Annotated in this window: 12 protein-coding genes; 7 read left to right on the top strand and 5 right to left on the bottom strand. The window is 73.3% G+C overall.

Translation table 11 applies throughout. From position 1 onward, the window contains the following. Positions 1–99: 99 nt before the first annotated feature. Positions 100–1,014 (top strand): hypothetical protein, encoded by a 915-nt coding sequence (locus L6E17_RS10450; protein ID WP_308315863.1) that lies wholly within the window; start codon positions 100–102, stop codon positions 1,012–1,014. A gap of 600 nt (positions 1,015–1,614) precedes the next feature. Here L6E17_RS10450 and L6E17_RS30445 read toward each other — a convergent pair. Further along, the gene (locus L6E17_RS30445; RefSeq protein ID WP_268985052.1) at positions 1,615–1,746 is read right to left on the bottom strand and encodes a hypothetical protein; all 132 of its coding nucleotides are present in this window, start codon (positions 1,744–1,746) and stop codon (positions 1,615–1,617) included. 202 nt (positions 1,747–1,948) lie between these two features. On the opposite strand from L6E17_RS30445, the gene L6E17_RS10445 reads away from it, so the two are divergent. After that, positions 1,949–2,689 (top strand): class I SAM-dependent methyltransferase, encoded by a 741-nt coding sequence (locus tag L6E17_RS10445; RefSeq protein WP_236240510.1) that lies wholly within the window; start codon positions 1,949–1,951, stop codon positions 2,687–2,689. Positions 2,690–2,999: 310 nt separating this feature from the next. Here the strand turns inward: L6E17_RS10445 and L6E17_RS10440 are convergent, their stop codons facing one another. Then, the gene (locus tag L6E17_RS10440; RefSeq protein ID WP_236240509.1) at positions 3,000–3,314 is read right to left on the bottom strand and encodes a MazG-like family protein; all 315 of its coding nucleotides are present in this window, start codon (positions 3,312–3,314) and stop codon (positions 3,000–3,002) included. Positions 3,315–3,412: 98 nt separating this feature from the next. Between L6E17_RS10440 and L6E17_RS10435 the strand changes: the two genes are divergently transcribed. Beyond that, positions 3,413–3,736, top strand: a complete 324-nt coding sequence (locus L6E17_RS10435; protein WP_236240508.1) for a nuclear transport factor 2 family protein — start codon at positions 3,413–3,415, stop codon at positions 3,734–3,736. 429 nt (positions 3,737–4,165) lie between these two features. On the opposite strand, the gene L6E17_RS10430 is transcribed toward L6E17_RS10435, so the two are convergent. Then, positions 4,166–4,918: an SDR family oxidoreductase gene (locus L6E17_RS10430; RefSeq protein ID WP_236240507.1), complete on the bottom strand. Its 753-nt coding sequence runs from the start codon at positions 4,916–4,918 to the stop codon at positions 4,166–4,168. 97 nt (positions 4,919–5,015) lie between these two features. Between L6E17_RS10430 and L6E17_RS10425 the strand changes: the two genes are divergently transcribed. Continuing rightward, positions 5,016–6,641, top strand: coding sequence for an alkaline phosphatase (locus L6E17_RS10425; protein WP_236240506.1), 1,626 nt, complete (start codon positions 5,016–5,018; stop codon positions 6,639–6,641). A 208-nt stretch (positions 6,642–6,849) separates the two neighbouring features. On the opposite strand, the gene L6E17_RS10420 is transcribed toward L6E17_RS10425, so the two are convergent. Continuing rightward, positions 6,850–7,887 (bottom strand): Gfo/Idh/MocA family protein, encoded by a 1,038-nt coding sequence (locus tag L6E17_RS10420; protein WP_236240505.1) that lies wholly within the window; start codon positions 7,885–7,887, stop codon positions 6,850–6,852. A 38-nt stretch (positions 7,888–7,925) separates the two neighbouring features. Here L6E17_RS10420 and L6E17_RS10415 point away from each other — a divergent pair, with 38 nt between their 5' ends. Genes L6E17_RS10415 through L6E17_RS10405 form a run of 3 tightly spaced genes read left to right on the top strand, consistent with a single transcriptional unit; the run spans position 7,926 to position 10,869 of the window. Next, a complete protein-coding gene (locus L6E17_RS10415; RefSeq protein ID WP_236240504.1) occupies positions 7,926–9,308 on the top strand; it encodes a multidrug effflux MFS transporter in 1,383 nt (460 codons plus the stop codon). Then, positions 9,305–10,330 (top strand): small ribosomal subunit Rsm22 family protein, encoded by a 1,026-nt coding sequence (locus tag L6E17_RS10410; protein ID WP_236240503.1) that lies wholly within the window; start codon positions 9,305–9,307, stop codon positions 10,328–10,330. Before L6E17_RS10415 ends, L6E17_RS10410 begins: the two co-directional genes overlap by 4 nt. A 53-nt stretch (positions 10,331–10,383) precedes the next feature. Next, positions 10,384–10,869 (top strand): hypothetical protein, encoded by a 486-nt coding sequence (locus tag L6E17_RS10405; protein WP_236240502.1) that lies wholly within the window; start codon positions 10,384–10,386, stop codon positions 10,867–10,869. A 16-nt stretch (positions 10,870–10,885) separates the two neighbouring features. Here L6E17_RS10405 and ddaH read toward each other — a convergent pair whose 3' ends face one another. Further along, entirely contained in the window at positions 10,886–11,701 is an 816-nt protein-coding gene (ddaH, locus tag L6E17_RS10400) for a dimethylargininase (protein WP_236240501.1), read from the bottom strand. Between the last annotated feature and the right edge of the window lie 206 nt (positions 11,702–11,907).

Below are 11,907 nucleotides of genomic sequence, written 5' to 3'. Positions count from 1 at the left end.
GTGGACCGCCGGGACTTCTCCATGGGCACAGTCGCCATCGCAGCCGCCACCGCGATCGGCAGTGCTTCCCCCGCAGTCGGCGCCCCTCGAAGAGTCGGCATGTCCGACGTGGCGCGGGTTCGGCAGAGATTTGACGACATCATCGCCTCGGATCACAGGCACGGAGGCCAACTCAGGATCGAAGAGGCGTCGGAACGGCTCGCCGACGAGGCCATGGCCTTGCAAGGCGCCGGGACGGCCTCCCAGCGGGTACGAGGAGCCTTGTATGGAGCGGCTGCCGCCTTCAGGTCTTCCGCAATGTGGGCGGCCATCGACGGCCACCGCTTTGATGCCGCTGAGGATCACCTGCGGAAGGCCGCCAAGGTTGCGAGCATGAGCGGCGACCAAATGATTCAGTTCCGAATCTGGTCGCACGCCGGAACGATGTATAGACACATGGGTAAACCGGGGGAAGCCGACGCGGCTAATCACGTCGCGAGGCGTCTCGGGGTGGTACGCCGCGATCCTGTTTTCGCTTCCCTCGGACTGGCCCGACACGGTGCTATTTACGCTGCATCCGGAGACCGTAGTGCGGCGCTGCGCGCCTTCAAGCAAGCTGAAGAAGCCTGGCACCGATCGAAGCGGTGCGACGATGCAGGGCGTCCTTCGTGGCTCCTCGCCTTCTACGATGAGGCTGAAATCAACTCCTTGGCCATGTCGGCTTGTCTCAGCCTCGGAATGTGGGCCGAGGCTGAGGCACATGGCCACCGCTGTCTTGCCTCCCTGCGTGGGCACATGCACCGCTCGCGAGCCATTGCGACCGCCCGCCTTGCCCGAGCCCAGCTCGAACAGAGAGAAGTGGAGGCGGCCATCACGACCGTCATGTCGGTCCCCGAGGATTCCGCGGTCAACCATCCCCGAGTGGTCGGAATGCTGGCCGGCTTTGGTGCTCGGATCTCCGAGATCGCTCCTCACAGCCCATACTCCGCAATGTGGTACGACCATGACCGAGCAATCAAGGAGAAGCGCCGGTGACCACGCGTACAGCTCGCCTACAGCACCACACTGCCTACACGTCCCACGTGCGGGCCGTGCTCGGAGAGCTGTACGCGCAGGTGCGTGCCGACCGTCTGGACCACCCGAATTACCGACTCGACGTGTTCCTGGAGCGACTGGATCGGCATGGTGTCGAACCCGGTTGGGCAGCCGTAATCGGACATGATTCGGCCGATGGCAGGGCTGTCGGATATGTCTACGGAAACACAGTGGCGCCCGAAGATCGATGGTGGAAGCGAATGAGCACCCCGCCTCCCGCTAAGTACAGATCCAAGGACGCCATCGCCGTCAAGGAAATCGGTGTAATTCCCAAGTGGCGAGGGGTAGGACTTTCTCGGCAAATGCATGATGAGCTCATGAGGCACCGCGACGAGCCCTACACGACCCTCATGGTTAATCCCGCCGCAGGCGATGGAAAGGTCATGAGGCTATACGAAGGGTGGGGATATGAGGAGATCGGGGTTGTTCAGCCTTCCCCGGAATCCCCCTGGCTTGTCTGTATGGCACGAAGCGTGCAGTAGCGGGCGTATGTGAAACGGCGGCGCCCCGCCTCCCGACGGAAGCGAAGCCGCTGTGCGGTCAGGACGCGTGGTCCAGCTCGTCGTACCCGTCAATCTTGGACCCGGTCTCTGCCGGGGTGAGCTCCTGCGGGCCGAGGGTCACGTCCTCGGTGAGGTGCAGACGCATGCGGGCGGTGTCACCGAGGGGCATGGCGTACTGGTCCTCCCGCGGCCCCCGGCCGCCGCCATCCTCGGGGTGCCTTGTGCGGGGAGCCGGGGCGGTGTCCGCATCTTCGTGGTTTCCGCCAGTACGGTCCTTCGCCGGCGTGCCGGAAGACTGCCCGACAGAGGCCGGGCCCAGGGCAACTGCGGCCCGGGACAGACGACTTGACGGCACAAGAGAGGGCGGCACGATGGCCAGTCAGCTGTATGACCAGATCGGTGAGGCGTTCGAGGGCTTCAAGTCCCTTCCGCTGGCGCGCTACGGGGAGGTACCCGCCTTCCTGGGAATGGTCGGCGACGTACGCGGCAAGGCCGTGCTCGACCTGGCGTCGGGTACCGGCTTCTACAGCCGGGAGTTCATGCGGCGCGGCGCCGCCGAGGTCCTGGGGATCGACATCTCCGGTGAGATGGTCGCCGTGGCGCGCGCCATGGAGGAGCGCGAACCGCTCGGGGTGCGCTACGAGGTGGGCGACATCGCCGAACTGCGGCCCCTGGAGCGGCGCTTCGACATCGCCACGGCGGTACAGCTGCTCAACTACGCGCCGGACGCCGCCGCCATGGAGCGGATGTGCCGCAACGTGCACCGGAGCCTCGCACCCGGCGCCGAGTTCTTCGTGCTCGCCCAGAACCCCGACTACCGCTTCGACGGGCCGCCGCTGGACAAGTACGGGTTCCGCTGCGAGGCGACCGGGAAGGAAGGCGGCACCGGCCCGGGTATCCGGCTCACCGCCCTGCTCGACCCGCCGGTCTCGTTCGAATCCACCTGCCCGCGCCGCGAGGTCTACGAGCAGAGTCTGCGGGCCGCCGGATTCCGCGACCTGACCTGGGTGCCCGTGCGGGTGTCCGACAGCGGTCTGGAGGAGTTCGGCGCCGACTTCTGGGCCGACTTCCTCGCCAACCCGCCGCTTGAGATGCTGCGCTGCCGGGCCTGACGCCCCCGCGGCCCCGGTGGCGCCCCGCACGGCGCACCGGCGGCCCGCGGCGGGCACCGCGGCGGGATTCCGCACCCGGTGCCCGCGGCCGGGCGCACCCCGGAGCGGGGGAGTGGCCGGCGCGGCCGCCCGGGGGTGGTCGTCCGGATACCGGCCGCGGCTGCCCCGCACGGTCATGCTGTCGCTGTCGCTGTCGCTGTCGCTGTCGCTGTCGCTGTCGCTGTCGCTGTCGCTGTCGCTGTCGCCGTCGCCATCGGCTCCGGGCTCTTGGCCGCCTGCACACTTGCCCTGCCAGGAGCGGTTGCGGGTGTCAGGAGGGCAGGGCCCGGTCGCGGACGCGGGCCAGGTGGTCGGCGAAGACCCGAGGCGCGTCCGGGGTCAGCGTCCGCAGGGCCACCAGCGCCGTGAGCACCACGTCGCAGAGCTCCGCGCGGACGTCGTCCCACGTGTGCGTGGTGCCTTTGCGGGGGTTCTGGCCGTACGCGCCGATCACCGCCTGCGCGACCTCGCCGACCTCCTCCGACAGCTTCAGTACGCGCAGCAGGGTGGTCCGCTCGGGCGGTCCCTCCGCGTGGCCGTCGAGCCAGGCGTGCAGCTCGTCGATGGTCTTCCACATGTGGTCCATGGGGGTGAGCCTCCCCCGTGGCAGCCGCGGGGACGCCCCGGAGGCGGTGTATCCGGTGGGGCGACGAGTCCGTTTCGCCTCTCCCCTCGGAGCCTGCCGTGCCGATCCCCGTGGACAAGCTGACCGACCCCGCCGTACGCGCCTTCGTCGCCGCGCTCAACGCCCACGACCGTGAGGCGTTCGTCGCGACGCTCGCCCCCGACGCCACCATGTCCGACGACGGTTCCGACCGCGACCTCGACCAGTGGGTGGAGAACGAGGTCTTCGCCACGCGCGGCCACCTGGACGTGGAGTCGGAGAAGGGCGGCGGCCGCGACCTCGTCGCCCGCTACCGCAACGACACGTGGGGCGAGATGCGCACGCAGTGGCACTTCGTCGTCGACGACGGCAAGATCAGCCGCTTCGAAACGGGCCAGGCGTAGCGGCCCCGCTGCCAGGCCCCGCACCGGCAGCGCTCCCCGCACCGGCTCCCGGCCGCCTGCGGATCCGCACCGGCCCTCAGCCGCCTGCGGATCCGCGCCGCACCGGCACCTGCCCCGGCGACCCGCAGGACCTCGGTCGACCGACCTCCGGGGGCCCTGGCAACCCGCGGGACCGTGGCCGCCCGGCCCGTCGAGGCCCCGCCGACCCGCGGGTACGGGGTGTACCGGCCCGTCGAAGCCGCCGTCCCGCGGGTACGGGGTGTACCGGCCCGTCGAAGCCGCCGTCCCGCGGGTACGGGGTGCACCAGCCCGTCGAAGCCGCCGCCGTCCCGCGGGTCCGTGGCCGACCGGTCCCTCCGGGCCCGCCGCCGACCGGCGGGTCCGTGGCGGACCGGCCGGCTGGAGCCCCGCCGACCGGACGCCCCCGCGCTACCCCCGCCCGATGTACGGCATCGTCGTCGCCATCACCGTCGCGAACTGCACGTTCGCCTCCAGCGGCAGCGACGCCATGTGCACCACCGTGCGCGCCACGTCCGCCGCGTCCATCACCGGCTCGGCGGCGACGGTGCCGTCCGCCTGGAGGGTGCCGGTCTGCATGCGGGCCGTCATCTCCGTGGCCGCGTTGCCGATGTCGATCTGCCCGCAGGCGATCCGGTACGGGCGGCCGTCCAGCGACAGCGACTTCGTGAGGCCCGTGACCGCGTGCTTCGTCGCCGTGTACGCCACCGAGTGCGGGCGCGGCACGTGCGCCGAGATGGAGCCGTTGTTGATGATCCGGCCGCCCTGCGGCGCCTGCTCCCGCATCTGGCGGAACGCGGCCTGGGCGCACAGGAAGGCACCTGTCAGGTTGACGTCCACCACCTGCCGCCACGTCTCGTACGGGAGGTCCTCCAGCGGTGTGCCGCCGCCCGCGAACGAGCCGGCGTTGTTGAACAGCAGGTCCACCCGGCCGTACCGGTCCCGCACCGCCGCGAACAGCGCGCGCACCGCCTCCGGCGACGTCACGTCCGTCGGGACGCACAGGGCGTCCCCGCCCGCCAGCGCCGCCGTCTCCGCCAGTGCGGTCTTCCGGCGGCCGGCGAGCGCGACCGACCAGCCCGCTTCCGCCAGCGCCGCGGCCACGCTCCGGCCGACGCCCGAGCCGGCGCCGGTCACCACCGCGATCCTCCGTGCACCGTCCATGGGGGCGCAGCGTACGGGACGGTCCGGCACCCGGACATCATGCGACCGCCATGTGGATGTCGTGTTCCGGACGACCCGGCCGCCTGCACTGGATCCCATGGCCTTCGACGCAGTCCAACTCCGGGCAGCCGCACAGCAGTTCGGTCGCCGTCGGTTCCTCGGCGCGACCGGCGCCGCCGCCGCCCTCGCCTTCGCCGTCCACCTCCCGGCCGCCGGAGCCGCCCAGGCAGCCGAACTCGACGCCAGGAAGATCACCGAGGACCCCTTCACGCTGGGCGTCGCCTCCGGCGATCCGCTGCCCGGCTCCGTCCTGCTCTGGACCCGCCTCGCGCCCCGCCCGTACGAGCCCGGCGGCGGACTGCCCGCCGTCCGCGTCCCGGTGCAGTGGGAGCTCGCCCACGACGAGCGCTTCACCCGGGTCGTGCGGCGCGGCAGCGCCCTCGCGCACCCCGAGTTCGACCACAGCGTCCACGTCGAGGTACGGCACCTCGAACCCGGCCGCGCCTACCACTACCGCTTCCGCGCCGGCGCCTGGACCAGCCCGGCCGGCCGCACCCGCACCGCACCGCACCCGCACGCCCGCCCCGCCGCGCTGAAGCTCGCCGCGGTGTCCTGCCAGGCGTACCACGACGGCTACTTCACCGCGTACCGCCACCTCGCGCCAGAGGACGACCTCTCCGCCGTCTTCCACCTGGGCGACTACCTCTACGAGTACGCCGTCGACGCCGTGGGCGGCGCCCGCCGCTACACCGACCGCACGCTGCCCGCCCACTTCGCCCGGGAGACCGTCACGCTGGAGGACTACCGGCTGCGGTACGCCCTCTACAAGACCGATCCGGACCTGATGGCCGCGCACGCGGCGCACCCCTTCGTCGTGTCCTGGGACGATCACGAGACGGAGAACAACTACGCGGGCGGCGTCCCGGAGAACGGCGTGCCGCCCGAGGAGTTCCTGCTGCGCCGCGCCGCCGCGTACCGCGCGTACTGGGAGAACCAGCCGCTGCGCAGGCCGCAGCGGCCGGACGGGCCCGACATGCGCCTCTACCGGCGGCTGCGCTTCGGCACGCTCGCCCAGTTCGACGTGCTCGACACCCGGCAGTACCGCTCCGACCAGGCGTACGGCGACGGCTGGCGGGTGCCGGGCCCCGAGTCGGAGGACCCGTCCCGCACCATGCTCGGCGCCGCTCAGGAGCGCTGGCTGCTCGACGGCTGGCGGCGCTCCCGCCCCGTCTGGAACGTGCTGCCGCAGCAGGTCGTCCTCGCCCGCCGGCGCAACGTCCCGGGCCCCGGACACAAGGTGTCCATGGACGCCTGGGACGGCTACCCGGCCGCCCGCACCCGGCTGCTCGACGGGGCGTGGAACGCCGGCGTCGACAACCTCGTCGTCCTCACCGGCGACGTCCACGTCGGCTACGCGCTCGACCTCAAGGCCGACTTCGACGATCCGGACTCCCGCACCATCGGCACCGAGCTCGTCGCCACCTCCGTCAGCAGCGGCAGGGACGGCGTGGCGCGGCCCGCCAACTGGGAGAACCTGACCCGGGCCAACCCGCACATGAAGTACTACGACGGCCGCCGCGGCTACCTCCGCGTCACCCTCGCCGAGGACGCGGCCCGCGCCGACTTCCGCACCGTGTCCGCCGTGACGACACCGGGCTCACCGGTCACCACGGCGGCGTCGTTCGTCACGGAAGCCGGCAACCCCGGGCTCCGGCCCGCCTGACCGGCCCGCCTGCCCGCCTGCCCGCCTGCCCGCCTGCCCGCCTGACCGGTCGGCCCGCCTGACCGGCCTGCCTGGCCAGCCCGCCCGCCTAGCCAGCCCGCCTGACCGGTCGGCCCGCCTGACCGGTGTCGGCCCGGCGCCGTCGCCGCCCGCCCCGCTCCGGAAGCCCGGGCGCCGGGCTCCACCGGTCTCGTGGCCCCGCGGCCCGTCACTCGCCGGGATAGCGGACGCCGACGCGGTCCCGTACCGCGTCGAGCGTCCGCATCACCGCCAGCGTCCCATCCAGCGGCACCAGCGGCGACTCCGTCTCGCCGGCCCGCAGGCAGCGCATGACCTCCGCCGCCTCGTGCTGCATGCTGTCGCGCCGGCCCTCCACCCGGAACTCCTCCGGGTCCCGGCCGTCCCGGAACAGCGTGAAGCCCTCCGGGTAGAAGAAGCCGCGGGGGAACTCGATCCGGCCGGCCGTCCCCGTCACCGACGCCGTCAACGGCGTGTCCGCCACGATCGAGCAGGACAGCAGGGCCGTCGCCCCCGAGTCCCAGCCCAGCAGCATGCCGGTGTTCAGGTCGACGCCCTCCGGCGACAGCAGCGCGTCCGCCTGCACCCGGTCCGGCTCGCCGAGCAGCAGCTGCGCGAACGCCACCGGGTACACGCCCAGGTCGAGCAGCGCGCCGCCGCCCGCCGCCGGGTCGCGCAGCCGGTGCCCCGGGTCGTCCGGGCCGACGAGGCCGAAGTCGGCGTGGACCGTCCGCACCTCGCCGATCGCCCCCTCCGCGACCACCTCCACCAGGCGCCGCACGACGGGGCTGCAGTACGTCCACATGGCCTCCATCAGGAAGACCCCGCGCTGCCGGGCCAGGGCGACCAGCTCCTGCGCCTCCCGCGCGTTCAGGGTGAACGGCTTCTCGCACAGCACCGGCTTCCCCGCCTCCAGGCACAGCCCGGCCGCCGCGCGGTGCGCCGCGTGCGGCGTGGCGACGTACACCACGTCGACGTCGCCGTCCTCCGCCAGCTCGGCCCACGACCCGTACGCCCCGGGGATCCCGAACCGCTCGGCGAAGCCCTTCGCCCCCTCCAGCGTGCGGGACGCCACCGCCACCACCTCGGCGTCCTCCGGCATGCCCAGCAGGTCCTGCGTGAACGACGCCGCGATGCCGCCCGTCGCCAGCACACCCCAGCGGATCTTCCGCTCCACGCCCGCCCCCTCCGCTTTAGGTTTCAACCACTCCGGTCGAGCTGAGAGCATAGGCCGGGCGCACCCCCCAGAACAGGAGACGAGACCCCATGCCGGAGAGCGGCCCGAGCACGCAGGGACAGCCACCGACGGACACACCGGGACACATACCGGCGGAGCAGACCGCCGCCGCCCCCGCGCCCCCACCGCGCGCCGCCGCCCCCGCGGCCCCGCCGCACGCGGCCTCCGCGTCCCCGCCCCGCGCCGCAGCCCGCCGGGTCGGCCTCCTCGTCACCCTCGTCCTCGGCGGTCTCACCGCCCTGCCGCCGCTGTCCATGGACATGTACCTCCCGGCCCTGCCCGAGGTCACCCGGTCCCTGCACGCGCCCGCCGCCACCGTCCAGCTCACCCTGACCGCCTGCCTCGCCGGCATGGCCGCGGGGCAGCTCGTCGTCGGCCCCATGAGCGACCGGTGGGGACGCCGCCGCCCGCTGCTCGCCGGCATGCTCGTGTACGTGGCGGCCACCGCGGTCTGCGCGCTCGCCCCCACCGCGGGCCTGCTCATCGGCTTCCGCCTGCTCCAGGGCCTCGCCGGGGCCGCCGGCATCGTCATCGCCCGCGCCGTGGTCCGCGACCTGTACGACGGCGTGGAGATGGCCCGCTTCTTCTCCACGCTCATGCTGATCTCCGGCGTCGCCCCGGTCGTCGCCCCGCTCATCGGCGGCCAGATCCTGCGGCTCACCGACTGGCGGGGCGTCTTCCATGTCCTCGCCGCCATCGGTGCCGTCCTGACGTTCGTGGTGTGGAGGTGGCTCCACGAGACCCTGCCGCCCGAGCGCCGCCACGGCGGCGGCGTCGGCACCGCGCTGCGCACCATGCGGGGACTGCTCGCCGACCGCGTCTTCACCGGCTACATGCTGGCGGGCGGCCTCGCCTTCGCCGCACTCTTCGCCTACATCTCCGCGTCCCCGTTCGTCGTGCAGGAGATCTACGGCGCCTCCCCGCAGACCTTCGCCCTCCTCTTCGGTGTCAACTCCGTCGGCCTCGTCGCCGTCGGCCAGGTCAACGGCAAGCTGCTGGTCGGCCGGGTGTCCCTCGACAAGGTGCTGGCGGTCGGCCTGGCCGCCGTCACCCTGGCCGCGCTCGCGCTGCTGCTGATGACCACCGGCGTCTTCGGACCCGTCGGGCTCGTGCCGGTCGCCGCCGGGCTGTTCGTGCTGATGTCCGCGATGGGCCTCACCCTGCCGACCACCAACGCGCAGGCGCTGATGCGCACCCAGCACGCCGCCGGATCGGCGTCGGCGCTGCTCGGCACCGCGTCGTTCCTGGTCGGGGCCGTCGCCTCGCCGCTCGTCGGCATCGCGGGCGAGACGACCGCCGTGCCCATGGCCGTGGTCCAGCTCGCCTGCGCCGTCGCCGCACTGGGCTGCTTCCTCGGCCTGTGCCGCCCGTGGCGGGCGGAGCGCGGACCCGCACCTACCATGGATCGGTGAACGCCTCCCTCCCCATCCCGGACGCCCTGCGCGCCGCCCTCGCCGGGCTGCTCGACGGGCTGCCCCCGACCAGGGCGGCGCAGGCCGTCGACCGGCTGATCGCCAGCTACCGCGGCACCACCCCGACCGACGCGCCCGTCCTGCGGGACCGCGCCGACGTCGCCGCCTACGCGGCGTACCGGATGCCCGCCACGTTCGAGGCGGCACGGGCCGCGCTGGCCGCGCTGCGGGAGGCGGCCCCCGAGTGGACGCCCACCGGGCACACCGACGTCGGCGGCGGCACCGGCGCGGCGACCTGGGCGGTCGCGGAGGCATGGGACGGCGCACCCCGCAGCACGGTGCTGGACTGGGCGGAGCCCGCCCTCGCCCTGGGCCGCGAACTGGCCGCCGGAGCCGGACCGGACGCCCGGTGGCAGCGGGCCCGCATCGGCGCCGGGCTCACCCTGGAGGCCACCGACCTGGTGACGGTCTCCTACGTCCTCAAGGAGCTCACCCCCGAGGACCGCCGCTCCCTGGTGGCCGAGGCCGCGCGCGCCGGGCAGGCCGTCGTCATCGTCGAACCCGGCACCCCCGACGGGTACGAGCGGATCCTCGCCGCCCGGGAGCAGCTCGTCGCCGCCGGGCTGACCGTCGCCGCGCCGTGCCCGCACAGCGGGGCCTGCCCCATCGTGCCGGGCACCGACTGGTGCCACTTCTCGGCGCGGGTGGCCCGGTCGTCGCTGCACCGGCAGGTGAAGGGCGGCTCGCTGCCGTACGAGGACGAGAAGTTCGGCTACGTGGCGGCGACGCGGTTCCCCTCCGCCGCGGCGGAGGGACGGATCGTCCGCAGGCCGCAGACCCGCAAGGGCCAGGTCCTACTGGACCTGTGCACCGAGGGCGGGGCGCTGCGCCGCGACACCGTCACCAAGCGGCACGGGACCCGGTACAAGGCGGCGCGGGACGCCGAGTGGGGCGACCCCTGGCCGCCGGACCGACCGCCGCCGGGCGGCCCGGCGGGTGAGCCGGGGCGCCCGGCCGGGTGAGCCGCCCCGCGCGCCCCTTGCCGCCGCCCCGCGCGGCGCGCTGGTCTGAGGGCATGGCGAAGAACCGACACCTGACGGCGGCCGCCGCGCTGGCCGCCGCCCTGCTGATCAGCCCGGCGACCGCCCGCGCCGCCGCTGCCGAACCGGAAGCCGAGAGCCCGGTGCTCGACTGGGTCGTCACCCTGAAGTCCGGCACCCGGCCGCTCTTCATGCACCAGGGCGACACGTGGAGCCTGTACGGGCACCTCCACGAGCGCACCGCGGACCGCGGGCCCGGTGCGAAGATCGGCGACATGACCGCCCGCTGCACCGCCGTCCTCGTGCACGCGCGCGGCCACGTCCAGCAGTGCGAGCGCGTCCTGCGCACCGACGCCGGGCACCTGTCCCTCAGCGACGCCATGGACGTGGAGGGCCCCGGCCCGCACGGGGCGCCCGCCGCCGTCACCGGCGGGACGGGCGCCTACGCCGACGCGGAGGGCGAGGCCAGGATCACCGCGCGCGGCGGAACGATCGAGTTCCGCATCACGCTCGACGACTGACCCCGCCCCCTGCCGGTCAGGGACGGAGCTCCTGGGTACAGCACTTCACGCTGCCGCCGCCCTTCAGGAGCTCGCCCAGGTCCATGCCGATCGGCTCGAATCCGCGCCGCCTGAGCGGCCCGAACAGGCCCACCGCCGCCTGCGGCAGCAGCACGTGGCGGCCGTCGCTCACCGCGTTCAGCCCGAGGGCGGCCGCGTCGGCCTCCTCCGCCAGCAGGGCGTCGGGGAAGAGCCGGGCCAGCACCGCGCGGCTACCCGCCGAGAACGCACCCGGGTAGTACATGATCTCGTCCGCCGCCGTGTCCAGCACGCACAGCGCCGTGTCCAGGTGGTAGTAGCGCGGGTCCACCAGGTCCAGGCCGATCACCGGCCGGCCGAAGAACTCCTGCGCCTCGTCGCCCGCCAGCGACGTGGAGCGGAACCCGCGGCCCGCCAGGATGTACGACGCGGTGACGGCGAAGTCCCCCTCGCCCTCGTTGACGTGCTCGGGCTCGTGGACGTCGGGGAAGCCGTGGGCGCGGAACCAGGCGCGGTGCGCCTCCGCCTCCGCGGCCCTCTCCGGATACAGGAAGCGGGCGCCGAGCACCCGGCCGTCCACGACCGTGGCGCCGTTCGCGGCGAAGACCATGTCCGGGAGGTCCGGGTGCGGCTCCAGGAGGTCCACGGTGTGCCCGAGGGCGCGGTAGCGGTCCCTCAGGTCCTCCCACTGCGCGAGGGCGAGCGGCAGGTCGACCGGTTTCGCCGGGTCCATCCACGGGTTGATGGAGTACGTCACCCTGAAGTGCGCGGGTGGGCACATCAGGTAACGGCGCGGTGTTGCGTCACGAGGCAACGAAGGCTCCTCACAGACGTCAGGCGCACGCGGGGTGCGTGCGACGCAGCCATGGTGCGCCCGCGGCCCCGCTTCGCGCATCGCACCGTACGGGTGGTTACCGGCGTTCACGTGTGCTTCACGCGGGGGCGGCGTGGGTCTCCTCACGGTGAACGGAACTCCACCACCGGGCATATCCCGACAAAAAGCGGTAACTCCATCCCCCT

It is taken from the genome of Streptomyces sp. CC228A, assembly GCF_021390935.1.
Classification (GTDB): Bacteria; Actinomycetota; Actinomycetes; order Streptomycetales; family Streptomycetaceae; genus Streptomyces.
Note: the sequence above shows the minus strand (reverse complement) of the source record. Positions and strands in the feature narration are given on the sequence as shown.

Excerpts from the sequence above, each read along its gene's own strand:
- L6E17_RS10450 (WP_308315863.1), top strand. The coding sequence starts at position 100 with ATGTCCGACGTGGCGCGGGTTCGGCAGAGATTTGACGACATCATCGCC.
- L6E17_RS30445 (WP_268985052.1), bottom strand. The coding sequence starts at position 1,746 with ATGCCCCTCGGTGACACCGCCCGCATGCGTCTGCACCTCACCGAGGAC.
- L6E17_RS10445 (WP_236240510.1), top strand. The coding sequence starts at position 1,949 with ATGGCCAGTCAGCTGTATGACCAGATCGGTGAGGCGTTCGAGGGCTTC.
- L6E17_RS10440 (WP_236240509.1), bottom strand. The coding sequence starts at position 3,314 with ATGGACCACATGTGGAAGACCATCGACGAGCTGCACGCCTGGCTCGAC.
- L6E17_RS10430 (WP_236240507.1), bottom strand. The coding sequence starts at position 4,918 with ATGGACGGTGCACGGAGGATCGCGGTGGTGACCGGCGCCGGCTCGGGC.
- L6E17_RS10425 (WP_236240506.1), top strand. The coding sequence starts at position 5,016 with ATGGCCTTCGACGCAGTCCAACTCCGGGCAGCCGCACAGCAGTTCGGT.
- L6E17_RS10420 (WP_236240505.1), bottom strand. The coding sequence starts at position 7,887 with ATGCTCTCAGCTCGACCGGAGTGGTTGAAACCTAAAGCGGAGGGGGCG.
- L6E17_RS10415 (WP_236240504.1), top strand. The coding sequence starts at position 7,926 with ATGCCGGAGAGCGGCCCGAGCACGCAGGGACAGCCACCGACGGACACA.
- L6E17_RS10405 (WP_236240502.1), top strand. The coding sequence starts at position 10,384 with ATGGCGAAGAACCGACACCTGACGGCGGCCGCCGCGCTGGCCGCCGCC.